Raw genomic sequence first — 26494 nt, forward strand, 5'->3', positions numbered from 1 at the left:
GGAAAAATGAAAATATGAGTCGTGCCATTGACAGTTCTAAAGTACTTTCAGAAGAAATAGATCTCTCCAAATTTGGCATTACTGGTCATTCCTTGGTACTACAGCGCGAAGACTTGATTCACCCTTTTGTTTCGGGTAATAAGTTTAGAAAGCTCAAATACAACCTTCTTGCTGCAAGCGCAGAAAACCACGACACCCTACTCACTTTTGGAGGTGCTTTTTCCAACCATATTGCAGCAGTTGCAGCGGCGGGAAAGGAAATGGACTTTAAAACCATCGGGATTATCCGCGGGGAAGAGCTCGCTTCAAAATCTACTAAAAACCCAACACTAGGTTTTGCCGAAGATTGTGGGATGCAATTGGATTATATTTCACGAGAAGCATACAAAATGAAGGAAGCTCCTGACTTTCTAAATCACTTAAAGGAAAAGTTTGGTAATTATTATCTTCTACCCGAAGGCGGAACAAACGCTCTTGCCGTAAAAGGATGCGAAGAGATACTGCCTAAAGACAATACCTTTGACTATATCTGTGTTCCCGTTGGCACTGGCGGTACAATAGCTGGATTAGTAAAAGCTTCCCAAAACCATCAGGAGGTTTTGGGTTTTTCGGCTTTAAAAGGTACTTTCCAAGCTGCAGAAATTCAAAAATACACCTCAAAAACTAACTTTGAAATTACCAATTCGTATTGTTTTGGGGGCTATGGTAAAATAGATTTAGATTTGGTTCGTTTTATTAATGAATTTAGGGAAAAGACCAAAATTCCATTAGATCCAATCTATACCGGAAAGATGTTATACGGCATCATGGATCTTCTAAAAAAGGGGCATTTCAAAGAAAATAGCCGTATTTTTGCCGTCCATACCGGAGGCTTGCAAGGCATTGAAGGAATGAACCAGAAATTGAAAAAGAAAAACCTACCTATAATTGAATAAAATGATTGGCAGAATACTTACTCTTCTTCTTATATGCACAATTTGTTTCAGTAGTTGTAAATCAAAGAAAACGGCATCTAAACACCGAAAAAACCATAAAACCGAACGCGTTGTTCGCAAAAATCAATCTCCGAACAAAAAAAACACCAAGGACAAAGCGCCTACGGTTGTTAAGGCTCCAAAAAACACTTCGTACAGCCAACGTGTAACAAACTACATCAATGAATTTGCTGAAATCTCTAAGGAAGAAATGCTACAATACGGTATTCCCGCCAGTATAACTCTTGCCCAAGGAATATTGGAAAGCGGTGCTGGGGCTGGAGAACTTACGCGAAAGGCCAATAATCATTTCGGTATAAAATGCCATAGAGGCTGGGAAGGCGATCGAGCCTATCACGATGACGATGCCAAAGGCGAGTGTTTTAGAAAATATAAGGACCCAAAGTATTCCTACCGAGACCATAGCTTGTTTTTAACACAAAGAAGCCGCTATGCAGCTCTTTTTAAGCTTCGGAAAGACGATTACAAAGGCTGGGCTAGAGGGCTACGGAAAGCTGGATATGCCACCGACCCCAGATACCCACAAAAACTTATAAGCATTATAGAACGCTACAATTTACAAGAGTATGACCATGAGGTTTTGGGTTCAAAAGTGAGCGTTTTGGCACCAGATGAAACCAAGATAGGAACCTATTCGGTACAAGCCGGAGATACACTTTATAGTATCTCGCGCAAGTTTAACCTCACTGTGGAAACGCTTAAAAAATACAACGGACTACGAAGTAATGATATCGCAATAGGTCAGGTGCTGTACCTACACCCCGTAAAAAACCGATAACCTGTACAAGTTCAGAAATAGCATTCCATACTTCAATATTATAAACAACAAAATTTACCGATTACCATGAATTACCAAAGAAGCAGCGCCCTATTTACAGAAGCCCAAAAAGTTATTCCGGGAGGTGTAAACTCCCCTGTTCGTGCTTTTACAGCAGTTGGCGGCACTCCCGTTTTTGTTGAAAAAGCAAAGGGAGCTTATTTATATGACGTAGATGGCAATAAATATATAGATTATATAAATTCCTGGGGGCCAATGATCTTAGGCCACGCCCACCAACCCGTGGTAGATGCGGTTGTGGAAAAAACACAAAAAGGAACTTCTTTTGGGACGCCAACTGAAATTGAGACCGAAATAGCGTCTTTAGCGGTTTCCATGGTTCCAAATATTGATAAAATCCGTTTTGTAAATAGCGGTACTGAAGCCTGTATGAGCGCCGTACGGCTGGCACGTGGTTTTACCGGAAAGGATAAAATTATAAAGTTTGCCGGTTGTTATCACGGGCATAGCGACTCTTTTCTTATTCAGGCAGGCAGTGGCGCGGTAACCTTTGGTACGCCAAACAGTCCCGGCGTTACAGAGGGAACGGCAAAAGACACCCTCCTGGCCAATTACAATGATCTGGAAGATGTAGATAAGGTAATTGCCGCAAATAAAGGCGAAATAGCCTGTATTATTTTAGAGCCGGTAGCTGGAAACATGGGGTGTATTCCGCCCACAACAGGTTTCTTGGAAGGACTTCGCGAGCGTTGTGACGCAAATGGCATTCTTCTTATTTTTGATGAAGTAATGACGGGGTTTAGACTGGCACCCGGGGGAGCCCAAGAACTTTTGGGAGTGAACGCAGATATCGTAACCTTTGGAAAGGTAATTGGCGGTGGATTACCAGTTGGAGCTTTTGCAGCTAGAACGGAAATCATGGATTACTTAGCGCCTATTGGCCCTGTTTATCAAGCCGGAACCCTTAGCGGAAACCCGTTGGCAATGGCGGCAGGCTTGACTATGCTGAAAGAATTAAACGAAAACAAGGATATTTTTGACGCCATAAATAAAAAGACAGCCTATTTACATAAAGGAATCGATGAGGCGTTGACTTCGGAAAAAGTCACTTTTACAATTAACAGAATTGGTTCCATGATTTCGGTACATTTTTCTGAAACCCCGGTTACCGATTTTAGTTCTGCGGCAGAAGCCAACAATGATAATTTTAAAAAATTCTTCCATGGCTTGCTTAATGAGGGCGTCTATATTGCGCCAAGTGCCTTTGAAACTTGGTTTATCTGCAATGCACTTAGTTATGACGATTTAGACGCTACCATTGCAGCTTGTAGAAAAGTTGCAAAGGTCTTAGGATAAACTGAGGAAACACGGAGTTATAAGGGAAACAGGAGTCAAGAAGTGGGAAGCTGGAGACAGGGCTTTTTGAGACGGGACGGGACAAAAAATAAAAATTCTTAGTTAAAATATACTTGCAACGCTTGCCCAGTATGACTGGAAATCCTGAATCATGAACATAAAAAACCCTTTCCAAAACGTTGGAAAGGGTTTTTTATGTTCTAAGTAATTGTTATTTATTGATTCTTAACCCATTTGCTATATTGATCGGCGTTTAGGGTTTTTTTCATTGCAGCATCTAAATTGGCGTCCAATTGTTTCTTTTCAGAAGAAACGGCAGCACTTTTTAGGTCTTTGCCCTTTATGCTTTTTTGATAACCAACTTCTTTTGCCACAAGAGCCCTAAAAATGGTACGGCTTTGATCGCCAGTTAAATCAAGGGTTTTTGTAAGCTCAGCGGTTTTTGTTTTGGCAATTACCTCTGGTCTGCTATTATCTTGCGCCAATTGCTGGGCAGAGCTTGTCTGTACCCCAAGAATCATTGTTATCGCGAAGACAAAAACTGTTACTATTTTTTTCATTGTTTTAGATTTTGGTTTTAAAGTTACTAATGTAACTATTTCTATTATAAATTAAACAATAACTACGCCAAAAACTTTAAACTTTAAGCTTTTTTTAGTCGTTAAGCCTATTTCTGTGCCTTTTTCTACCTTTTTTACGAACTTGTTGGTTTGCTTTAACATCCACGCGTTCACTTCGCATTCCCTCCCATTTTCGCAGTTGATTTTCTGTAAGAATATCTTTCATCTGCTTTTTAAAGGCTATTCTTTGGTCTAAGCGTGCATTTTTGGCCTCATATCGTTGCGCTTTGGTTTTTCGTTTGTTGTTATTGCGTATTTCAAGTTTATTCCTGCCCATTTTTAGATAGACCTGTTGTACTTGTTTCTGCTGTTCGGCTGTAAGATCTAAGGCCAAGGTCATTTTTTTTGCCCTTAACTCGGCCCGTTGTTCCAGCGTCATCTGGGTTTTGGCATTTTTATGATGGCTTTTTAAATCTTTCGCTTTCTCCTGTGCGTCCATCGTAAAAGTTGCCAGTGCTATAAAAATTATTATCAGTTTTTTCATAATATGTTTTTTTATGGTTCAACATACCTATGACTATCAAAAACCCATTAGGTTTAATATTGTAAAATCTGGATTTTCCTTGAAAAATAGGGTGCGCGGTCATGCCACCCTTATAATAAACAAAACCAACATTGCTATTGCTTCACTATATTAATATCTTAAATTATGAAAAACAACTACTTTTCTACTCGTTATTCTATTTATATCTTCCGTGGGTTTTTCCCAAGAAAGAACCGAAATAAACGTTGACAGCATGCTCGTCAATATAGACAAAACCACATTTACTTCGGTGGATTTTGAATGCAATCCGATCCAGCATTATTATGATTTAAATCATAAAATAAAACATATTTTTAACCTAATTTTAGCATTCATAAAGATTCATGCTAAAAAACACGAAAACAATTGAACAATATCTAAATTTTAAGGAACTATTAAAACAACAATTTTAATTTTAGCCCTTATTTTGATAGCCCCGATAAGCTGCTCAAAAAAGGATAATGACGGGTTTACGCCCACCCTCCCACCAATAACCCAAACTGGGGAAAATAGCTTTGGGTGTTATGTTAATGGGAAATTATTGGTCCCAAGGGACGGTACTGGATCTTTTAATACTCATGATTATGGGATGAATTTAATTGCGGGTCCTGGACCAACAGAATTTACATATCATGAAATTAAGGTACATGATTATGCCAGTGAAAAGACTGGAAGAATAACTTTACACCTTATTCAACTAGATTCAATAGGCACAGGGGTTTATACTATAAATGAAAGTAATTGTATGGGAAATATTGACAGCCCAATTACAAATAATATTTTCTGTAGGGTTTTTGATTATGAAAATGGAATTTACAAAGAATATTGTTCTTTTGAGAATTCTGGTACAATTAATATTACCCGTTATGATAATGGGATAATCTCGGGAACTTTTAGTTGTCGCGTTCGTAACAAGGATAATCCCAACGAAATTGTTGAAATCACGGAAGGAAGATTCGATATAGATGGATATACGCTACCCTATACAAACTTCCCTTAAAAAACAGGGTGCCACTGCAATGGCACCCTTTTAATAAATAAAACCAACATTGCTATTGCTTCACTTATTAATATCTCAAATCATGAAAACAACTACTTTTCTACTCGTTATTCTATTTATATCTTCCGTGGGTGTTTCCCAAGAAAGAACCGAAATAAACGTTGACAGCATGCTCGTCAATATAGACAAAACCACATTTACATCCGGCATTTTATATGACAGGGTATCTGGTCTGGCACAATTGAAAACTTTCAATGATACGGTTCGCCCCGCACACCATACGTATTTTAAACAAGCCCTGCTGGAGCTTTACCGAGCCTCTAACAAGAATGAATTTTTGCCCGTTAAGGAACTGGAACGGCTTTATACGGCAGACAGCTTACAAAACCAAGTGGACATTGGGATCATCAATGCTACCTACCATACCGTAAATTACGACCCCGATAATATTGAAAACGGAGCCTTGGATATCCGCGATGGGCTATTTGTGCAAATTAACAACAATCCGCCGTTTTTACCAAATCATGTTTTTATTGCGGCTCCGTTAAAACTACACTTGGCCGGGGAAAACGTGGTTTTCAATTTTAACCGCAATCTTTTATTACAACGTACGGAAGGTAAGAACATCAAGACATTGGTTGCCGATTTTGGGATCCAAAGACCCGTTACGGTAATTGAAAATGGAGAAATGGTACAAGAGAAGATTGAAATTCCATATTCCGAAATCTCCCTTATATAATTAAGACAAAATAATTTCCGAAATCACAGGGTGAAAATCTGAATTAATTATAATTCAAATCAAATCTACCGTCATTTACTTTCACAATTTCTCCAAATTCATTTTCAGCATTAAACCAAAACTCTCCTGTAATTATCCTTTCGTCCTTATCCAAAAATAGAACTTTCACCTCTCCAACTTGCGCAGAGCTTGTTGCATAATCTTCACCGGGCTGTGATCCGGAAGTTGCTTTACCCGAAGTATAAGTAGCATAACTTTCATTATAGCTTTTCGCAACCAAGTTTATAGTTTGACCTTCTAAATTATCAATATCTACATCATACGCAAACAATGTTACAGATGAAAATTTATTATTTCCGCCATCTCTACTAGTAAAACCAACGATAAGAACTTTATGTCCATCATAATAGTCAAATTTGGCTGTTTTATTACCGTACATCCCTCCACCACTTGGTCTTAGGATAGTTCCATTTATCCTGCACGAGATTCCTCCTGTTCCATCATTATTAATTCCGGTAAGTACATAATCGTCCTTATTACACGAAATGAATACTAAAGTTAGAATCAGTAATAAGATTTTCGATTTCATATTTAACTTTCAAATAAGATAGATTGTATGCCCTTATATTTCGATAGTTTCCTATTTCTGCGACCAATGCAGAACTAAAAAAAGGAACCACTCTTTAGCATTTCTTTTTTCAATGTAAACTAAATAGTTTTTGGTACTATGTTGAATATAGTGGGTAAAAGTTTCCTCCCTTTAAAAGAAAGGATTTCCACCTCGTTAAACGGGACGTGGCTATAAATTTTTAGTAAGTCCCAACCCCAACCCTTCCTCGAGGGAAGGGAGCCAATTAGGGAATAAATTGTAATCAGTTTTAACAGCAAAACATACCGCCTCAAATCAATATTTGCAAAAATCAACACAGAATTAAGCTATATCTACTGTTAATCAAAACAATTCTACTTCAATTTACCCATTCAAATCAACATAGAGCCATAATTTTTTATAAAACCGAAACCGTCAACTGCTCATCGGTTTTCTCAACTTTGGCTACTTTGTTCTTGGTAAGCCCTTTTATGGCCTTGTCCCATTTTTTATTGCTCAATCCAGCCTCCGATTTTAATTCCTGCAATTCCACCGGCGACTTGGCCTTTAAAAGGGTATAGACCGTTTTTTCATCCTCGGTCATGGCCACTTTCTTCTTTTCGGGGCGCATCTGCGGAAAGAAAAGCACTTCCTGGATTGAAGGGTTATTGGTTAAATACATAATCAATCTATCCATCCCAATGCCCATGCCGCTGGTTGGGGGCATTCCGTATTCCAGGGCGCGCAAAAAATCGTAATCTATAAAGGCCGTGGCTTCATCATCTCCCCTATCGGCCAGTTTTAATTGATCCTCAAAACGCTCGCGTTGGTCTATGGGGTCGTTCAACTCGCTATAGGCATTTGCTATTTCCTTCCCGCATACCATTAGTTCAAAACGTTCGGTAAGGTCCGGGTTATCGCGGTGTTCCTTGCAAAGCGGACTCATTTCCTTGGGATAGTCCGTAATAAATGTTGGCTGAATGTAATTACCCTCACATTTTTCGCCAAAAATTTCGTCAATCAACTTGCCTTTCCCCATGGTCTCATCTACGGGAATATCCATTTCCTGCGCAGCTTTACGGATTTCTTCTTCGGTTTTACCCGTAATATCAAAACCTGTAAAGTGCTGGATAGATTCAGCCATTGTTACCCTTGGATAAGGTGCTTTAAAGTCAATTTCGTGTTCTCCAAAAGTAGTTTTTGAAGTTCCATTAACCTGAATGGCGCAGAATTCCAGTAATTGCTCACAGAAATCCATCATCCAGTTGTAGTCTTTATAGGAAACGTAAATTTCCATAGCCGTAAACTCCGGATTGTGGGTGCGGTCCATCCCCTCATTCCTGAAGTTTTTCGAAAATTCATACACGCCATCAAATCCACCAACTATTAATCTTTTTAGGTAAAGCTCGTTCGCAATGCGCATGTACAGCGGAATATCCAGCGAATTATGGTGGGTTACAAACGGTCGTGCCGCGGCCCCACCGGGAATTGGCTGTAAAACCGGGGTTTCCACTTCAAAATACCCGCGCTCATTAAAAAAAGTGCGCATGGCATTAAAAAGCTTGGTTCGCTTTATAAATATTTCCTTTACGTGCGGGTTCACCACCAAATCTGCATAGCGTTGGCGGTAGCGTTGCTCGGGATCGGTAAAGGCATCGTGAACTTTTCCTTCGGCATCAACACGTGGTTGGGGCAATGGTTTTAGCGCCTTACTTAAAAGCGTAAAATCCTTTACCATAATGGTCATTTCGCCAACCTTGGTCTTAAACAATTCGCCTTCAATGCCAATAAAATCACCAATGTCTAGTAGTTTTTTATAAACATCGTTGTAATACGATTTGTCTTCACCGGGACAGATTTCATCACGGTTAAAATATACTTGGATGCGGCCTTCTGAATCTTGAAGTTCAGCAAAAGAAGCTGGTCCTTGGATTCGGCGTGACATTAACCTTCCGGCAACTACTACTTTTTTTCCTTCCTCAAAGTTATCCTTTATCTTTTTTGAAGTGATTGTAACAGGGTAAAGATCTGCGGGATACGGGTTGATACCGCGTTCGCGCAGTTGGTTGAGTTTTTCTCTTCGGATGATTTCCAGTTCAGACAGTTGCATAGGTTTTGTATAAAATAAATTTCAGCCTCAAAATGGCAGGTGCAAAGATAAGTAAATGAAGCTCTAAATCATAGCTGATATATTTGAAAGTACCGTGAGGGAAAATTATGATTTCGTCTAAGCAAAAATGATTGATAAAGAGAACCACAATGGACACGAAGAAGGCACCATGAACACAAAGGGGTAATGCATAAGCCGTATTCAGATTCAATATATGGATGCTTGTAAAATCTAGGGATTAACTGCTACACCTTAGTTGCAGAAAAAAATCGACTCGAATATCCGGAATATCATTGTGTACTTTGTGCAAATCTTTGTGCGCTTTGTGGTTAAATATCTTTGCGGTTGAATAAATCTCTAAAAAAGGGCAACCACAACGGACACGAAGAAGGCACCATGAACACAAAGGTATAATACATAAGCCGTATTCAGATTCAATATATGGATGCTTGTAAAATCTAGGGATTAACTGCTACACCTTAGTTGCAGAAAAAAATCGACTCGAATATCCGGAATATCATTGTGTACTTTGCGCAAATCTTTGTGCGCTTTGTGGTTAAATGATCCTTAAGGTTGATTAAAACCACTATAAAAAGACAACCACAACGGACACGAAGAAGACACCATGAACACAAAGGTGTAATGCACAACTTGAAATTTCTTTGCGCGCTTTGCGCAGATCTTGGTGCGCTTTGTGGTTAAAAGTCTTTGCGGTTGAATAAATTTCCAACCAATTGCGAACAACGAAACCTCACATAAAAAATATTAATCGTAAATTTGTTTTATATGAATATATGGAGAGTACTGTTATCAATTCTCTTTCCGCCCTTGGCTGTGATAGACAAAGGCTGTGGATCGGTAGTAATTGTTTTAATCCTTACCGCTTGTGGTTGGATTCCCGGTGTGATAGCCGCACTTATTATTTTAAACAACCCTAAATACCAGTAATATGAAGTTAAAAATACTTTTTTATTTCGCTTTGGCACTTACCGTAATCAGCTGCCAATTTAATGAAACCATGGTCATGAACGCAGACGGAAGCGGTACCATGTCGGTTGAAGTTAATCTCAACGAAATGATGGCGTTTAGTGGCGCAATGATGGATACGGCACAGGTAAAGGTGGACACTACAGTTTATGTAAAAGACTTTTTGGAAGAGAAGAAAGACAGCATTGCCAAACTTTCAAAAACCGAGCAAAAGAAGCTAAAAAAGTTGGAAAACTTCATTATTGGCGTCAAAATGGATTCTGAAGCCGGTGAAATGAATTATAATATCTCTACAAACTTTAAAAAGGTAAGCGAAGCAAACGATATAATGAATGGTTTGGAACAAGCAACCAATATGGCTCCGAACGATGATGCACAAACGGGAAAAGTGAGCACCGACGAAGACACTCCAGAAATTATCGGGGTAGATTACACGTTTAAAGATGGTGTTTTTAAACGCGATGCCTATATTAAGGATAAGGAACTTCACAAAAAACAAGTAGATAGCCTAAAAGAAGCAGCTGCTTTTATGGGGAGTTCCAATTATACGTTACACTATACATTTCCGAAGAAAATAAAGGAAACCTCAAATCCAGAAGCTACTTTTTCAGCAGATAAAAAAACAATGACCGTAAAGAAGCCATTTATTGAGTATTTTAAAAACCCAGATGTGTTGGATTTAGAGGTAGAACTGGAAAACTAGGTTTTGGTATATTCTAAAAACAATCAAGTTTTTTACACTTATTTAGAGTATGGAATGGTAATTGAAAACAATCAGTTACCTTAATCAAGAATCACAAAATTTAAATCTATGAAAGCAATCTATTTTTTACTCCCTTTGTTTATGATTAATGCCTGCAAAACGCAGACAGGTCCAACTACTGCCTCAGAAAACACTAAAATGGAACAAGTTGAAAACAAAAAATCTGGCTGTCCAGACGATGGCACGTGTAGTGTTGAAGTACACCAAAACAAGACACTAATAGTAAAGGATGACGGCACCGGCTCATTTTACCCCGACTTTGAAGAAGGAAACAATACCATAATTGCATACACCTATCACAAACCAGGACCTAAAGGCGTGGCAGACGCAGATTATTCGGAAACTATCCATTTTGAAATACCAGCAGGGGTTGAAAATTTCAAAAAATCAGATGCTTCTTTAAGCGATGTGAATTTACTTTATGGAAGGCATTGTTTCTGTAGAGATGGCGGTTACTTTCCCGTTACCAAAGGCAAGCTTGTGGTTGAAAAGACCGAAAACGGAATTATGTTCGACCTTAAATTTGACACAGGCAAGACCACTCAGGTGATTTCGCATATTAGGGAAACAGCTAAAATGTAAAGTAAAGTTGTTGGACGGAAAGATAAAGAAGAATCAAGAATTAGGAAATACGAGCCAAGACGGCTTACATTTCTACGACAGGAAATAATATATTTAATTGGAATGATCCATAAAGTGGATAGGCAAAAAAAATAGCGGGACAAAATCCCGCTATTTTTTTGTTGAACCTTAGCATTCTACACATTATTTATAGAAGTATTTTAATGGTTCTATGTAGAATATTTGTAGTTAACTTCAAACTAAATTAGTTGCTAAAAGATGTATCCAAGCACGACCCCCAAGGGGTAAAACGTGGATAACCTTGGTTACAATCGGAATGTAATGAAGATTGCAACCAAGGTAAATGGACCCCGACGCCAATTAGAACTCCAGAGGAGTTCAACTATGTTAGCGCACACTTCCGGCAGGGTTGAACCCACTTCGGGGTTCTCGGCGCATAGGTATCTTTTAATAACCCATATTGCACTGCGTTTGTATGTGGTTATCAAAGTAAAACTCCTTCGGAGTTGCTTCACAAAGAAGTCATATTTGGAAATAACAACTTCAATAAGGTACTGAGCAGGCCCGCTTCATATATTTTCAAAAAGCATCCTATGGTTCGTTTCTGGTTTCTGGTTTCTGGTTTCTGGTTTCTGGTTTCTGGTTTCTGGTTTCTGGTTAAAAACAAAAAAAGAGAAAAGACAAGGACTTTCACCTCATCTTTTCTCTTTATTCTTTTTCGCTACTCTTGAAGTTATTTCTTAATAACCTTTTTAGTAGTTACTTTATTTCCGTTTTTCACAACAAGGAAATACATTCCACTTTCCACATATTCGTAATCCAATTGCTTGGTGAATGTGCTTGATGCAGAAACATCGTCAAATGTAGTCTGGCTGATTGCTCTTCCTCTTAAATCGTAAAGCGAAACTTCAATATTGTTGTTTGAAGCTGGCTTAAAGCTAAGGTTGAACGTACCATTTGAAGGGTTTGGATAAACCGCAAAACCATCAAATTCAAATTCATCAACACCTACAGTTCCATCAACGGTGATAACACCATCATTTAGGTCGTAGAAAATGTTGTTTGACGATTTAATCATCATTCTACCTGTAGTGGTGTTTAAGTTTGGCACATCAATCTCGGCACTTCCCGTATTCGGTACGTTTAGTGCGATTGTAACAGGGTAGGTAAGACCGCCATCTTCAGAAAACAAGATATCTACATTAGGGCTATCAACTGGGGCAACATCAGAGCCTGCAACATCCCAAGTAACGGTTTCGGTATTCCCGATAGTCCAAGTAGTAGTACTTGATTGCGATGTAACCATAAAAGGTCCAGCCGTATCATCAGTGGTAAGGAACATATTGTCACGATCAGTAGAACCACCAGTTAAAGCATTGTCGCGCACGGTATATCTAAACCGCATTGTTCTTCCAACTTGTGGAACAACTTCCCAAGTGTTTTTTGTTTGGTTGGCCAAAACTGTTGCCAATTTAGGCATATATCTTTGTGGTTCGTCTTTAGGCTCAAGTGATCTAAACATAGGACCGCCTGTAGCGTTTTCTCTTGGTGGCATTTGGGCAGGCTGACTGTCCATTTGCTCCCAGCTATGCGATAATACATCGCCATCAGGGTCTGTAGCCGTTCCTTCTAGAATAAAAGGAGTTCCTTTTGGAATGGTGTAATCTGGCCCCGCATCTGCTGTTGGTGGCAAATTGTTTGTAGCAGTTTCTGACGGACAAGAAGATGAGTTACCATATTTAATGTTAGTCCAAATTTCCTGAATACTTATGGAGTGGAAATAAGCATCACTATGCGGCTGAACGTTTGGAGGACAAACCCCAGCATAACTCATAATTGTAGAACCACTACCAGTTTCATAAGCAGTAGATCCGTTTCTGTTACCACCGCAGGCATTGTTAAACGTATGGTTTGCACCAAACTGGTGCCCCATTTCGTGGGCCACAAAGTCAATATTAAAGTTATCACCAATTGGCGTAGGTAAACCTGTTACCCCTCTTGCTTTTTGACCATTTACGCAAGGTACGCGCAACCCGGCAATACCACCACCACCAGTACTGAAAACGTGACCTATATCATAATTTGCAGAGCCAATTTCAGAATCTATAGTGCTTTGGTTTTCTGCTAACATTGTAAAACCACTATTGTTTGTATAAGGGTCACTTCCAGCGTTTAAGTAAATAATATCTTCGTTATCTACCATTAACATGGTTAAGGCAACGTCATTTTCATAAATGCCGTTAACACGCGTAACCGTTACAACCATTGCTGCAAGTACAGCGGCTTTCTTTTCAGCATCAGGAGCCGAACTTGAGATACCTGCGCGGTTCCAATGATAGTAGGAATATTCGCCCGTAGAGGCCAACGCCAATCTATAGGTTCTTAAAGTTTCATCATTGACAACCTCTGTATCATCAGGCCTAGTAGCTATTTCTTCACTTTCAAAATGACACACAAAATCATACGGATTTGTATTGATTTGATTTACGTTATATGAAATGTAGTAATCGCTATCCTTGGTGTAAGGGTCTATATAAATAGTTGAAAACTTTGGTGAAGAAATCATCACGTTTACTCCAAAATCGGTAACGCTAAATCGCGCTTTTGCAGAAGGATCATCAATACCTTGTGCAACATACGATCTTAGGTTTGGATGTTTTGCCTGAAATGCAGGTTCCAAAACGGAAGCTTCATATACACGGAATTGTTGTAGCTCACCTCCATTTGTAGGAAGGCTAATAATTGCACTTGACGCTGCCGCAGTTCTTGCAGGAGCATTTGCCAAAATGTTTTTTAAGCCCGAAGTATTAAGCGCAAACAGGTTGTATTCCTGTGGCATTGCATTTCGTTCTGCTAATTGTCTGTCTTGCGTTTGTCTGGCCGAAGCCTCGGTCCACAACGCATTGCTCTGTGCGGTTACCCCAAAGCAAATTAGCGCCATGGAGAAAACCAACATGTGTTTTAAAGTACTTTTTTTCATTGTATTTAGGATTATTATGAATGTTTAGTGCCGTAAAGATAATAGACTTTGGGCGAATTAAGGAATTTTTAAGAGGTTAATACCAATTAAAATCATTAGTGTCCGATTAAAAGAGTGAGAAAATTTGTTGGGTCAAAGATAATAGGCAATTAGAATATTTTTATTTAATGACAGCATGCTATTATACTTAGCATCAAAATTTATCAATTAAAAAGTATGTTTAATCAATTTTATCTAGTTTTCAATCTATTAAAAAGCAAGTCTTACGTCTTATGTCTTTCAGCGCAGCGGTCTTAGGTCTTAGTCGGACACGACTAAATTAAAATATCTAAGCACTAATATTTGTTTCTTTCTCGTCTAGGGTTCAAAAAAAAGAATCTCAAACCAAGGCTATGCACTAATTTTGCCATGACCAATAAAATTAAGAATATGACATTAAAAACTAAACCCGAAAACTCCGGTTATTCCAAATTTACGGGCATCGGGATGGTCTAAATAGTTTCCGCGGAAATTAAAGTCTAACCTGAAAACACGGAAAATATTACCTACCCCAACACTCCATTCCCAATAAATATCTTCTGGAGCTTTATACACAATATTTGAAGCATTTATATCTTTGTTTTCTTGCGAAATTGAGCCATAAACAGCTCTAAAACCAATCACTTCCCGAAGATCTAAATTCCGAAGCAACGGAATTCGAGAGAAGATTCGACCACCAAAATTGTGCTGCAAGTGCAACGAAGCGTAGGAATCACTTACAAACTCATAATAATCTAGCTGGGTAAAGCTATTGTACATACTAAAATACGTTTGGTTACCAGGAATCGGGTTTAACAAACTCAAGGGTACTGCGCCAAAGGTTTTCCCTACTTCTACCGTAGATAACAACCGGCCAATCCCACCTATATTCCATGGTTGGGTATAAAAAGCCTGTAGTTTTTTATATTCAAAATCACCTCCCATTACATCTTTTAGTCCATATGCATAGCCTGCATAAAACAACGGAAACTCCCCCGAATTAATAACGGTACGCTCCACTCCATATCCTGAAGTTTTTTTACCAGGCGTGTAGAAAAAACCAACTTGAATTTCAGGCTGTTTCAATTCGCTTTTTATCTTTCCGGTGAAAACATCATTCTCCATGACTTTGTAATCAATGCTAAAAGTTTCGGTAGCCGATTTCAAAGTACGGTAAGAGCCGGTAATTTTAATGATAAAATTCTTCCAGGGTTCAATATCAAAACCTACGGTACTCAGGTTAATACGCGAAAGTCTGTCGTTAGAACCTACAGATATCAAAGAAGAGGACGCCAAACTTCTTCCCAGAACATCGTTACTGTTGGTAAGGCTGGCTCCCGTTTGCTCCACATCGCGACGGTTGCCGCCAAAAACCGTTAAACGCGACCTGCGGTCTAAAAGCCATTTTCCAGAGATTCCGTACTTAAAGCGATCGTCCTTAAAACCATAAGCCCCAAAACCTTCGATACGCCATGGATCGTTTTGGCCAAAATAAGTACGACCTCCCAAGCGAATGCGCATTCCTTCGGCCTCGTTAAAGCCGAAAATTGAAAATACGGGCCCAACATCAAAGTTATTTATCTCGTAATACCCGCTTGCTAGGGTTGCTCCCAGATTGTATAGCGCTTTAAACCTGCCCACGGTTTTTAAGGTATCAAGCATTTTATAGACGCCCTTTTCGTCTTTGCTCAATTGTTCCATCCGGTTTTTATCCCAGAAATCATCAGGCCGGTTATACACCTCATAATTATATGGATCTACTTGCTGGTTATAGAATTTTTTGCCCTTGGGACGGTCAAAAACATAGTTATTATATAAAGTGGTGCGCTTGCCATAAATTCCTTTTGCCGCTTCTTTTTTCCGAAAGCTAAAATCGCTCATAAAATAATCGCGGGTAATTAAAAAGATTGAATCGTTCAAGACATCAAATTCCTGTTCAATATATACGTCGCGAACCCAGTTAAGGTTAGCACTTTTTGAGGCTTGCAGGTTTATTTCTTTGATTGCCCACGTAGTATCGTTCACCCAAAAATCACCTTTAAAAGTGAGTTCGTTCTTACGGCGCGGATAGTAAACAATATTATAGCACCATTTATTATCCCGATACGCACTATCGCGAAGCACATAGTTATACACGTCTATCCCCGTACGCGACAAGGGACTTGTAAAAGCCTTGTCAAAAAACTTCAGGTAATTGTCATAGACATCGTACTCGTTATAAAGATCTTTTAGAAAAGCGATAAGGGTCTGGTTGTTATCAAAGCCAGAGTTTTTGTTACCCTGCAATATCTCTTTTTCTTTATTTAAGGAATTGTCTCCATATACTTTTGAAGCGGCTTCATTAATAAATATAGGCAAATAGGTGTTTCCGGTAACATTTGAGGTGTCTGTTTGGTCAAAAATAAACTCCATGCCCTCAAATACTCTATTTTTGATAAGCGCACTATCAATGGTGTTCAGGTCAAACTCCAGTTTTTCATATTTATCGTATTCGTATTGCCGAAACTTCTTGACCCCATTTTCGCGCCGATTTTCCCAAATTTTTCGAAGTATATCGATCGCTGGATTATTTTTTTTCGAAGTTTTTCCGGAGTAAACCACCACCTCATCCAAGGCATCGGCACTTTCTTCTAGAACCACTTCCATGTTATAAGTAGTACGGCCTTCGAGCTCAATTTCCTTGGTCTGAAATCCTAAAAAAGAAAAGATTAATGTTTTGTAGGTTTTATCGCTTTCCAGATAAAAGCGACCGTTTTCATCTGAAATAGTTCCTTCCTGCGAATCTTTAAAGAGTACATTGGCAAAAGCCACGGGGTAGCCCGTTTCATCTTTAATGAGTCCGCTTACCTTGGTCTGTGAAAATACCGAAACCCCAATTATTAAAAAGAATACGATTAAAAAATGCTTCATATAATTTAACTCTGGGAATATAATATTTTTATGCAAGGAGGATTAAAAATCAAATAACAAGCATCATCCCGATAGCAATTATTAATGAAGGACCGCAAATGATTTACCAAAACGGTCAACCCTATTTAGGGAAATACATTCATTGACTACTAGCTACTGACTACCGATAACTGACTACTGACTACTGATTACTGATTACTGATTACTGACTACTGACTACTGAAAACTAATCCTTATAGAGCACTTTTTTTACGGCCTTCACAACGTCTTCGTTATTTGGCAACCATTCTTTAAACAAAACGGGAGAATAGGGTGCGGGAGTATCTGCAGTATTAATTTTAACGATTGGCGCATCCAGATAGTCAAAAGCATTGTTTTGCACTTGATAGGTTATTTCAGTAGCAACGTTGCCAAAAGGCCAAGCTTCTTCTAAAATTACGAGGCGGTTTGTTTTCTTTACCGATTCATAAATGGTTTTATAATCTAACGGACGAACGGTTCGCAGGTCGATTACTTCACATTCAATACCGTCTTCAGCCAAGGTTTCTGCGGCTTTATAGGCTTCTTTGATGATTTTTCCGAAAGAGACAATCGTTACATCAGTTCCTTTCCGCTTAATATCGGCAACACCAAGAGGGATCAAATATTCGCCCTCAGGCACTTCGCCTTTATCGCCATACATTTGTTCACTTTCCATAAAAATAACAGGATCGTCATCGCGGATGGCAGCTTTTAGGAGTCCTTTAGCATCGGCCGGATTGCTTGGCACTACTACTTTTAAACCCGGGCAGTTGGCATACCAGCTTTCAAAAGCCTGGCTATGGGTTGCTGCAAGCTGACCTGCTGAGGCTGTTGGCCCACGAAAAACAATAGGAATATTAAATTGCCCGCCACTCATCTGGCGCATTTTTGCCGCGTTGTTTATAATTTGGTCAATGGCCACCAAAGAGAAGTTAAAAGTCATAAACTCAATAATGGGCCTGTTGCCGTTCATCGCAGAACCAACGCCAATTCCGGAAAATCCATTTTCTGAAATCGGAGTATCGATAATACGCTTGGCGCCAAACTCATCTAGCATACCTTTACTGGCTTTGTAGGCTCCGTTATACTCGGCTACTTCCTCACCCATTAAATATATTGTTTCGTCACGACGCATTTCTTCGCTCATCGCTTCGGCAATTGCCTCTCTAAATTGTAGTGTTTTCATACTTCTTATGTTGTTTATCCTGAGCCTTTCGAAGGGCTCGATAACCGATACGGATAATTTTGATTACTCTTTATTTTTAACTCCCTGTAATAACTTTAACAAAGTTTTAAAACTTTGTCAAAGTTATAATTTATCGCCAAGATCTATCAATTTAATTTTTGACGGGGAACAAAAATAAAACTAATTATTGAGTTGGACGAAGTTTTGTTGCAAAAGCATATTTAGCGCCATGTTAAGATTACAGAAACCTAAATAATTATAGTGGGCATACCTATTTCTGTATTACTATAAACCTTTTCTAACAACTAAAGTTCGGGAATGTAAATAAAGCTGATCATTTTTTTCATTGCCAAAAAAACCAACAACAGGACTATCTTCAAAAAGAAAATCAAAAAAGACCACGCACTCTGCATCAATTCAAAGTAAGCACCATTTCAAATTGATATTTTACACTTACCAACTGGGTGTTAATTTTTCCTGGTCTAAATGTTGGGAGCGACTTCAAAACCCTAATAAATTCTTTTTCAACTTGATTTGAGGAAGTGCCAATGTGTATGTTGCGAATAACGCCCTTGTCTGAAATAATGAATTTGATTATCACCTTATGCGCTCCTATAGCTAGGCCTTGACGACTTAAAGCTTGTTTATCTAAGTTTACATTTATAAAATTAATTATAGAATCGAACGTACAATTTGCCAAAAACCTTCCCGAAAGCCCTTCACAACCCAATGCCATTGGTGGCACATCTGCCATTTCGGGCCAATAAGCCTCCTCAATAGTTTCGTCAAGTTCGGAGTCTGTAATATTTTCAGGCGTTTCATTGCTATCTTCAACAGAATCGAGGCTTACTTCCTCAACGCGCTCTAATTCTTTTTCCTTCTTAATCAACAGTATTTCTTCTATCAATTTTTGTTCTGCCTCATCTTTTTCATCTCCTTCCACTACATTCCCATTAGCGTAAAAAATTCGGGCCTCAACTTTTCCGTTTTTGTTAAATAGCGTATGCTCGCCATATTCAGTACCATTTTTAAAATGCCCTGTATATTTTAAATTACCATTCTCGTGATATTCAATTTTTTTTCCATTTAAATAACCTTCAAGATATGTAGCTTCAAGTAAACACCTACAGGTATTCTTTGCGTTTGGCGCATCTTGATAGAGCGTTCCCGTTAATGGCCGTCCATTTTTATAAACCACATCACTAATAACATCAACCTCATCTGTTGTTGCATCAATCTGCGCTTTGGTTCCGTGAGACAAAAAGAAAAGCATGAAAAAAAGTAATACTCTCATTTTAATTTTTTTTAAGCACTCTATCAAATATGTTATTTTGCATATCGTCCATTACTATTCTAGTATTAGAATGCGATCTAACCTGCCATACAAACACGGGACCCTCAACCATTTTTATATTTAAAAAAAGTCCGGCTATAGTCCAATTAAACGCCTTGTTCTTTCCCCTACTATTTGTGTAATTACCTGTTCTATCAGATTTAAAAACGTAATTGGCATTTTCATTCTCTACGCTCCAAGCACCAAATAATAGGGGTTCAACAAACTCCTCTTCAGACAATTCCTTTTCATCAAGATCAGTATTGACTATTTCAGTTTCGAGCGATTTGGTGTTTTTTAATTCAGCCTTCTTTATGGGTGTTATTTTAATAGGATTCTCCTTTTTCTTTACTGAAACCCCAACCTCTCTTTCTTTATTCACACTATCAATTTTATTCTTTATACTAGTTCTAAGATCAGTTATGTAAGCAATCGAATCATAATCTGAGGACTTTATTAGACTATCTGCAATTTTATAATTTTTGTTCTTAAAGGTTTTTTTAGCTACATAGTATGTTCTTAAATTATTCATAGTTGCTTTTTCTAGCGGAAGAAATTTCCCCTCGCCCACAAGTGCGTTTTCACCTTCCAAAATCATAAATTCCATTTCAATACTGGGAAATTTTGTCAGTAAAGCTTCCAGCTTTCCCTCATCTCCGGGAGTATAATTTGTAAAACTTGAAGTAGTAAGATGTGGTTGTAGAATAGTTTTTATTCTTTCCTTTTCGAAGGAATCGCTTTTAAGTTGTATCTCGCGTAGCTTTGAATCAATGTCTCCCGTACGGGGTTCTATTTGTTGATAAAGCTGAAACCCTTTTTTATAATCACCTCTATTGTAGGCTTCCTCAGCAACTTTAACCCGAACATCTTCATTGTCATCTGCATTGAATGTTTCCTTATTTGTATTGAATATGTCATCTTTATTTAAAAAGAAATAGGTGCCGCCAGCTAGAAGCAAACCAACCAGTATTATAAGCATCCAGGTTGCCAAGCTACTGGAAGAAGATTTGTTTTTATTCGGTTTTTCTAAAACTTCCGTATCAGAATCTTCCATTTTTGTTGAAGGAATGGTCGGTTTTGCTCTTTGAACTATATTTTCATTTAAACACAATTCATTTTTAAACTCCAAACAACTTTTATAGCGCGCAACAGGAAGTTTAGCAGTAGCTGTATCTATAACATCCTGTGCCCGATTACAATTTGTTATTTTAAAATCTCTAAGCCTCGGCAAAGGCTGCTTAACAATCTTGTTATAGATTTCAAACTCCGTGGTGGTTTCTATATCATAAATTGGCTCCCCGGTTAACATTTCATGATACACAACTCCTAACGAATAAATATCGCTTCTTAAGTCCACTTCACCATTGGTAACCTGCTCTGGGCTCATATAAAGCGGGCTTCCCATTCGTGAACCGGTTTGGGTAATACTCATTGCATCATTAGCGAGGGTTGCAATACCAAAGTCCATTATTTTAATCTCCCCGTTCGGAGAAATCATGATGTTTGCAGCTTTTAAATCGCGGTGCACCACACCTTTATTATGAGCATAACCTACGGCTTCAAGAATTTTCGTCATGTAAAGGTTGGCCTCCTTTTCTGATAAGGCACCTTTTGTTTTAAAGAGATAATCGCTCAAAGTTTCGCCTTCAACATATTCCAAAATAATAAAAAGACCTTGATCGTTATTTACAAAGTCAATGACCTTAGTAATATTTGGGTGATTTAAAACCGCTTGTGTACGCGCTTCTTTTAAAATGTGTTTCTTGATATTTTCTTCTTTCACCAAATGAGGGTGTAACATTTTAATGGCCACCTTGGTGTTAATATTAATATTTTCGGCCAAATACACCGTACTCATACCACCAGCACCAATTTCCTTTAATACTTTATAATTGCCTATAATTTTGTTGGTCATTCTTACTGGTTATTTTATAAAAACACATTGAATTTCTAAATTCAACAAAGCCTTCCTCTTAAACGAATTAACTAAATCTTGAAAATTAACATTTTTTATACTTTTAACTGTAAAATCAAGTCATTTTTTGAAAATAAAAAGAGTAAAAATGAAAATATAGCCCATTTACCTGAAAATTCACATGCTTTTTTAACCAGAAAAATGTAATTGTTATCAATTCTTCTAAAAATTATCGGCTTTAAGCGTTCAACTTTAACCAATATTTATTATGCATGCATAGCAAATAAACGCCAAAATATTCTTAACTTCGCACCTAAGGATTCCGAAGCTTAAAAAGCTAAGGATTAAGCAAGCAAACCTTTCAGTATTACATTGATATAGTTTGCTATATTTTACAATCTAAAAAATAGTATAAAATGAAAATATTAGTCTGTATAAGTCACGTACCGGACACTACTTCAAAGATTAATTTTACGGATGACAACACCAAGTTTGACACAAACGGGGTGCAGTTTGTAATTAATCCTAACGATGAATTTGGTCTAACACGTGCCATGTGGTTTAAGGAAAAACAAGGTGCAACCGTGCATGTAATTAATGTTGGTGGTCCAGAAACCGAACCTACACTTAGAAAAGCCCTTGCCATTGGTGCCGATGAAGCCATAAGAATAAATACGCCAGCGACCGATGGTTTTTCAGTAGCCAAGCAACTTGCAAACGTTGCAAAAGAAGGAGGCTACGATTTAATTCTAGGAGGTCGCGAATCTATTGATTACAACGGCGGAATGGTTCCTGGCATGCTTGCAAAACTTATTGATGCAAACTTCGTAAACACCTGCATTAGTCTTGAGGTAGAAGGCGATAAAGCCACTGCAATCCGTGAGATTGACGGCGGAAAAGAAACTCTTAAAACCTCGCTTCCACTAGTTATTGGTGGTCAAAAAGGAATTGTAGAGGAAAGTGATCTTCGCATCCCAAATATGCGTGGTATTATGCAAGCGCGTAAAAAACCCTTGACCGTAAAAGAACCTGTTGACGCCAATGCGGAAACCAGTACGGTAGCATTTGAAAAACCAGCGCCAAAAGGCGATGTAAAATTGGTTGATAACGTTGACGAATTAATAGACTTACTTCATAATGAAGCGAAAGTCATATAAACCTTCCGTACCTTCTCCCCTCGGGGGAGATCCGCCTAAGCAGAGAGGGGACAATGAAGCAAAAGTAATCTAGATTTGTGATTAAAGACGTGAGATTTTGAGACAGATCCACGTTCTCTCAAACTAGTTTATCAACCGCAACGTCAAAAAATCTAATATCTAAAATCTAACATCTAATGTCTATAATAGTATATACAGAATCAGAAGAAGGAAAGTTTAAAAAAATAGCTTTGGAAGCCGTTTCGTATGCAAAAGGAATTGCAGACCAAATGGACACTACGGTTACCGCCGTTAGCATAAATGCCGATGACACCTCCGAATTGTCAAAATACGGCGCATCTAAGGTACTTGAAGTTTCCGACGATAAATTAAAGAAGTTTAACGGCGAAGCCTATGCCGATGTTATAGGTCAGGCAGCGAAAAGTGAAGATGCAAAAGTTATTGTGGTATCTTCAAGTGCCAACAGCAAGTTTTTAGCGCCTACCTTGGCAGCAAACCTTGAGGCTGGCTTTGTACCTAACGTTATTAGCCTTCCTGAAAGCACTTCTCCATTTAAAGTTAAGCACAGTGTGTTTACAAATAAGGCCTTCGCAATCACAGAAATCAATACCGATGTTAAAGTTATCGGGATTGGTAAAAACGCTTTTGGAGTAAAAGAAAATGAAACTTCTGCTACAACCGAAGCTTTTACACCAAATCTTGACGCTCATGATTTTGACATGGAAATAGTTTCAGTTGATAAAGCCACTGATAAAATAAACATTGCCGATGCCGAAATTGTAGTTTCTGGCGGACGCGGACTAAAAGGCCCTGAAAACTGGGGAATGATAGAAGACCTAGCCGGTACTTTGGGTGCGGCAACAGCCTGTTCTAAACCAGTTAGCGATATGGGCTGGCGTCCACATAGCGAACATGTGGGGCAGACTGGAAAACCAGTTGCTTCAAACCTGTATATTGCAATAGGAATTTCAGGAGCTATCCAACATTTGGCTGGAATTAATGCTTCCAAAGTAAAAGTTGTTATCAATAACGACCCAGAAGCACCTTTCTTTAAAGCCGCAGACTACGGCATTGTAGGCGATGCTTTTGAAGTAGTGCCGCAACTCACAGAAAAATTAAAGGAATTCAAGGCGCAGAACAGTTAATTTTTGTTTAATTTGTGCCTCGAAAAAGGCTGTTTAAATTCGGAAACACCCTAATTTAAACGGCTTTTTTTTATTTTTAATAGATTCGTTATTTTTAGCAGTTATTGTGAAAACGAACCCCAGCCCTCAAGGCAGCAATAACCACTCCCATTAGGGATTGGGGGTAAAGTTGACAGAGAAAATGAGTTTAGTAAAACTTACCATTAAAGGAATATCATACAGCCAAACGCAGAATGGAGCTTACGCCCTTATTTTGAATGAAGTTGATGGCGAACGAAAACTCCCCATTGTTATCGGTGCCTTTGAAGCACAATCAATCGCCATTGCATTGGAAAAGGAAATAACGCCGCCCCGACCATTGACGCACGATCTTTTTAAGAATTTTGCCGACAGATTTAAAATTGTGGTGAAACAAGTAATTATCCACAAATTGGTAGATGGCGTTTTTTACTCCAGCATTATTTGCGAACGCGACAATACCGAAGAAATAATAGATGCCAGAACCAGTGATGCCATTGCGCTTGCACTTCGCTTTAACGCACCAATTTTTACCTATAAAAACATTCTAGATAAAGCTGGAATATATTTAAAAACTACCACCTCAAAGAAATCGCTTTCAAAACAAGAAGAGGCAGTTATCGAAGACCTAATTTTAGGCGAAGACAAGGAGTCTGTAAAACCAGCAAAGGAAGATTATAGCAAGTTTAGTTTGAGCGATTTGAACAAAATGCTTGACGAAGCCGTAAAAAATGAAAACTATGAAAAAGCGGCCAGCGTACGGGATGAAATCTCAAAAAGAAAGTAGATGTCAGTTGGCAGCAATAAAAAGTAACAGTGTTCAGTTTTGAAATTTGGAATTTATCCCGATAGCTATCGGAATTGAGATTTATAATTTATGCATAAATTTATACTAGTAGCCATTGCGCTAATCTTCTTCGGAAATGGATTTAGCCAAAGCATTGAAAAAACATGGCAATTTTCAGCGGTTAAAGACCAAAACGGGCTCGCTATTCTCAATGTAAACCCTGAAAGCGATTATTTAAAGCTAGAAGAGGGTTCCTTTGAATATCAAATGGCTGCTAATGACAGCTTAAAATCGAGTGGAGATTATATTTTTCACAACAATCTTTTGGTTCTCTTCTTTAACCAACCCAACGACAGCATTAGAAGGTTTCGAGTTTCCAAAGTTACTGACAGCACACTTTCCCTTTCAGAAAACAATCTTCGTTTTCATTTAAAAACGCCCACCGCCCCAACTGCAAACGCCCTTCAACCCGTTGTAGACTCACCCCAAATAACGCCTAGCCAAGGCTTTTCATTAAACAGCCTTTGGCGCGGAATACTCGGTATGATTTCCTTAATTATTATTGCAGTTCTTTTTAGTTCCAACAGAAAGGCAATCAACTGGAAAACTGTTGGTCTTGGTCTAGCTTTTCAGCTGTTGATTGCAATTGGCGTACTTAAAGTAGGCTTTATAAAAGCTGGGTTTGAAGCCATAGGTCAAGTTTTTGTAAACGTACTGGAATACACCAAAGCAGGAAGCGAATTTTTATTTGGCGGCATGTTAGATATCAATTCCTTTGGGTTCATTTTCGCCTTTCAGGTATTACCTACCATAATCTTTTTCTCAGCCTTAACTTCGGTTCTTTTTTACTTCGGAATCATTCAAATTGTAGTAAAAGGAATGGGCTGGTTACTCACTAAAGTACTTCATATTTCGGGCGCTGAAAGTCTCAGTGTAGCCGGAAACATATTTTTAGGTCAGACCGAAGCGCCACTACTTATAAAGGCGTATTTGGAAAAAATGAACAAATCTGAAATCCTCTTGGTAATGATTGGCGGTATGGCCACCGTTGCCGGAGCGGTTCTTGCCGCATACATAGGCTTCTTGGGCGGCGATGATCCCGCGCTACGCCTTACCTTTGCAAAACACCTTTTGGCAGCATCGGTTATGGCCGCTCCTGGGGCAATCGTGATTTCAAAAATACTCTACCCTCAAACCGAGGCTATTGATAAAGACGTGCATGTTTCCTCAGAAAAAATCGGATCTAATTTTTTAGATGCCATTGCTAACGGAACCACTGAAGGATTAAAGCTAGCTGTAAACGTAGGCGCCATGCTTTTGGTTTTTGTAGCATTTATTGCCATGCTAAACGGCATCTTAGGATGGGTTGGGGAAGTTACTACACTTAATCAATGGGTGGCTACACATTCGGCATACGATAGCCTTTCACTAGAGGCAATTCTCGGGACTATTTTCGGACCGCTTATGTGGCTTATAGGAGTTGCAAAAGAAGATATGATGATGATGGGCCAGCTTTTGGGAATTAAATTGGCTGCGAGCGAATTTGTAGGCTATATTCAGTTGGCCGACCTTAAAAACGTCTCAAATGAGCTCCATCTCAATTACGAGAAAAGTATCATTATGGCAACCTATATGCTTTGTGGATTTGCAAATTTTGCTTCCATAGGCATTCAAATTGGCGGAATAGGATCCTTGGCGCCCGGACAACGTAAAACACTGTCTAAATTTGGAATGAAAGCCCTAATTGGCGGAACAATCGCCTCATTAATTTCCGCTACCATTGCGGGAATGATTATTGGCTAAAAAAATTCATGCGAAGCCAGGGGCCTTCAGGGTAATTGTTAGTAACTTTTTATATCCAACAAATTAGGTGCTAACAAACTAGCTACATTTTAATTATTTTCGTTTTTTATAAAATTTTTCTATAACATCAACACTTATAATTAATTAGGTGTAAAAAGAGATATCCGCGTTCGCGGGCA

General features: G+C 38.6%; 22 protein-coding genes. 13 read left to right on the forward strand and 9 right to left on the reverse strand.

The window, feature by feature from the left end; genetic code table 11:
• Nucleotides 1-14: 14 nt before the first annotated feature.
• The 3 genes from QPK98_RS01780 to hemL all read left to right on the forward strand — a co-directional run bounded on the left by QPK98_RS01780 (nucleotide 15) and on the right by hemL (nucleotide 3129).
• Nucleotides 15-935 carry a 1-aminocyclopropane-1-carboxylate deaminase/D-cysteine desulfhydrase gene (locus tag QPK98_RS01780; protein ID WP_310991288.1) on the forward strand — a complete coding sequence of 307 codons (921 nt, stop codon included), beginning with the start codon at nucleotides 15-17 and terminating at the stop codon, nucleotides 933-935.
• A 1-nt stretch (nucleotide 936) separates the two neighbouring features.
• Nucleotides 937-1773, forward strand: coding sequence for a glucosaminidase domain-containing protein (locus QPK98_RS01785; protein ID WP_310991289.1), 837 nt, complete (start codon nucleotides 937-939; stop codon nucleotides 1771-1773).
• Nucleotides 1774-1839: 66 nt separating this feature from the next.
• Nucleotides 1840-3129, forward strand: coding sequence for a glutamate-1-semialdehyde 2,1-aminomutase (gene hemL, locus QPK98_RS01790; RefSeq protein WP_310991290.1), 1290 nt, complete (start codon nucleotides 1840-1842; stop codon nucleotides 3127-3129).
• A 215-nt stretch (nucleotides 3130-3344) separates the two neighbouring features.
• Here hemL and QPK98_RS01795 read toward each other — a convergent pair whose 3' ends face one another.
• Nucleotides 3345-3689 carry a hypothetical protein gene (locus QPK98_RS01795; protein WP_310991291.1) on the reverse strand — a complete coding sequence of 115 codons (345 nt, stop codon included), beginning with the start codon at nucleotides 3687-3689 and terminating at the stop codon, nucleotides 3345-3347.
• A gap of 94 nt (nucleotides 3690-3783) precedes the next feature.
• Nucleotides 3784-4233, reverse strand: coding sequence for a hypothetical protein (locus QPK98_RS01800; protein ID WP_310991292.1), 450 nt, complete (start codon nucleotides 4231-4233; stop codon nucleotides 3784-3786).
• A 13-nt stretch (nucleotides 4234-4246) separates the two neighbouring features.
• Between QPK98_RS01800 and QPK98_RS01805 the strand changes: the two genes are divergently transcribed.
• The 3 genes from QPK98_RS01805 (at nucleotide 4247) to QPK98_RS01815 (ending at nucleotide 6011) form a co-directional block, all read left to right on the forward strand.
• On the forward strand, nucleotides 4247-4387 hold the full coding sequence (locus tag QPK98_RS01805) for a hypothetical protein (RefSeq protein WP_310991293.1): 141 nt from the start codon (nucleotides 4247-4249) through the stop codon (nucleotides 4385-4387).
• Nucleotides 4388-4678: 291 nt separating this feature from the next.
• Entirely contained in the window at nucleotides 4679-5272 is a 594-nt protein-coding gene (locus tag QPK98_RS01810; protein WP_494337528.1) for a Riean_0653 family protein, read from the forward strand.
• Between the two features lie 82 nt (nucleotides 5273-5354).
• The gene (locus QPK98_RS01815; RefSeq protein WP_310991295.1) at nucleotides 5355-6011 is read left to right on the forward strand and encodes a hypothetical protein; all 657 of its coding nucleotides are present in this window, start codon (nucleotides 5355-5357) and stop codon (nucleotides 6009-6011) included.
• A 43-nt stretch (nucleotides 6012-6054) separates the two neighbouring features.
• Here the strand turns inward: QPK98_RS01815 and QPK98_RS01820 are convergent, their stop codons facing one another.
• On the reverse strand, nucleotides 6055-6600 hold the full coding sequence (locus QPK98_RS01820; RefSeq protein ID WP_310991296.1) for a Riean_0653 family protein: 546 nt from the start codon (nucleotides 6598-6600) through the stop codon (nucleotides 6055-6057).
• Nucleotides 6601-7018: 418 nt separating this feature from the next.
• A complete protein-coding gene (gene lysS, locus QPK98_RS01825; RefSeq protein ID WP_310991297.1) occupies nucleotides 7019-8710 on the reverse strand; it encodes a lysine--tRNA ligase in 1692 nt (563 codons plus the stop codon).
• 786 nt (nucleotides 8711-9496) lie between these two features.
• Between lysS and QPK98_RS01830 the strand changes: the two genes are divergently transcribed.
• The 3 genes from QPK98_RS01830 (at nucleotide 9497) to QPK98_RS01840 (ending at nucleotide 11042) form a co-directional block, all read left to right on the forward strand.
• On the forward strand, nucleotides 9497-9658 hold the full coding sequence (locus QPK98_RS01830; RefSeq protein ID WP_310991298.1) for a YqaE/Pmp3 family membrane protein: 162 nt from the start codon (nucleotides 9497-9499) through the stop codon (nucleotides 9656-9658).
• 1 nt (nucleotide 9659) lies between these two features.
• A complete protein-coding gene (locus QPK98_RS01835; protein ID WP_310991299.1) occupies nucleotides 9660-10400 on the forward strand; it encodes a hypothetical protein in 741 nt (246 codons plus the stop codon).
• Nucleotides 10401-10508: 108 nt separating this feature from the next.
• Complete coding sequence (locus QPK98_RS01840) at nucleotides 10509-11042, forward strand: hypothetical protein (RefSeq protein WP_310991300.1); 534 nt, start codon at nucleotides 10509-10511, stop codon at nucleotides 11040-11042.
• Between the two features lie 733 nt (nucleotides 11043-11775).
• Here QPK98_RS01840 and QPK98_RS01845 read toward each other — a convergent pair.
• From QPK98_RS01845 to QPK98_RS01865, 5 genes are all read right to left on the reverse strand, one after another.
• Nucleotides 11776-14022 carry a zinc-dependent metalloprotease gene (locus tag QPK98_RS01845; RefSeq protein WP_310991301.1) on the reverse strand — a complete coding sequence of 749 codons (2247 nt, stop codon included), beginning with the start codon at nucleotides 14020-14022 and terminating at the stop codon, nucleotides 11776-11778.
• Between the two features lie 435 nt (nucleotides 14023-14457).
• Nucleotides 14458-16950, reverse strand: coding sequence for a DUF5686 and carboxypeptidase-like regulatory domain-containing protein (locus tag QPK98_RS01850; RefSeq protein ID WP_310991302.1), 2493 nt, complete (start codon nucleotides 16948-16950; stop codon nucleotides 14458-14460).
• A 226-nt stretch (nucleotides 16951-17176) separates the two neighbouring features.
• Nucleotides 17177-18166, reverse strand: a complete 990-nt coding sequence (locus tag QPK98_RS01855; protein WP_310991731.1) for a pyruvate dehydrogenase complex E1 component subunit beta — start codon at nucleotides 18164-18166, stop codon at nucleotides 17177-17179.
• A gap of 403 nt (nucleotides 18167-18569) precedes the next feature.
• A complete protein-coding gene (locus QPK98_RS01860; protein WP_310991303.1) occupies nucleotides 18570-19451 on the reverse strand; it encodes a hypothetical protein in 882 nt (293 codons plus the stop codon).
• 1 nt (nucleotide 19452) lies between these two features.
• On the reverse strand, nucleotides 19453-21405 hold the full coding sequence (locus tag QPK98_RS01865; RefSeq protein WP_310991304.1) for a serine/threonine-protein kinase: 1953 nt from the start codon (nucleotides 21403-21405) through the stop codon (nucleotides 19453-19455).
• A gap of 416 nt (nucleotides 21406-21821) precedes the next feature.
• Here QPK98_RS01865 and QPK98_RS01870 point away from each other — a divergent pair, with 416 nt between their 5' ends.
• The 4 genes from QPK98_RS01870 to QPK98_RS01885 all read left to right on the forward strand — a co-directional run bounded on the left by QPK98_RS01870 (nucleotide 21822) and on the right by QPK98_RS01885 (nucleotide 26315).
• Nucleotides 21822-22562, forward strand: coding sequence for an electron transfer flavoprotein subunit beta/FixA family protein (locus QPK98_RS01870; RefSeq protein WP_310991305.1), 741 nt, complete (start codon nucleotides 21822-21824; stop codon nucleotides 22560-22562).
• A gap of 176 nt (nucleotides 22563-22738) precedes the next feature.
• Nucleotides 22739-23707, forward strand: a complete 969-nt coding sequence (locus tag QPK98_RS01875; protein WP_310991306.1) for an electron transfer flavoprotein subunit alpha/FixB family protein — start codon at nucleotides 22739-22741, stop codon at nucleotides 23705-23707.
• Nucleotides 23708-23888: 181 nt separating this feature from the next.
• Nucleotides 23889-24512 (forward strand): bifunctional nuclease family protein, encoded by a 624-nt coding sequence (locus QPK98_RS01880; RefSeq protein ID WP_310991307.1) that lies wholly within the window; start codon nucleotides 23889-23891, stop codon nucleotides 24510-24512.
• 90 nt (nucleotides 24513-24602) lie between these two features.
• Complete coding sequence (locus QPK98_RS01885) at nucleotides 24603-26315, forward strand: NupC/NupG family nucleoside CNT transporter (RefSeq protein ID WP_310991308.1); 1713 nt, start codon at nucleotides 24603-24605, stop codon at nucleotides 26313-26315.
• Nucleotides 26316-26494 lie beyond the last annotated feature (179 nt).

The organism is Aequorivita marina, from assembly GCF_031631895.2.
Lineage (GTDB): Bacteria > Bacteroidota > Bacteroidia > Flavobacteriales > Flavobacteriaceae > Aequorivita > Aequorivita marina.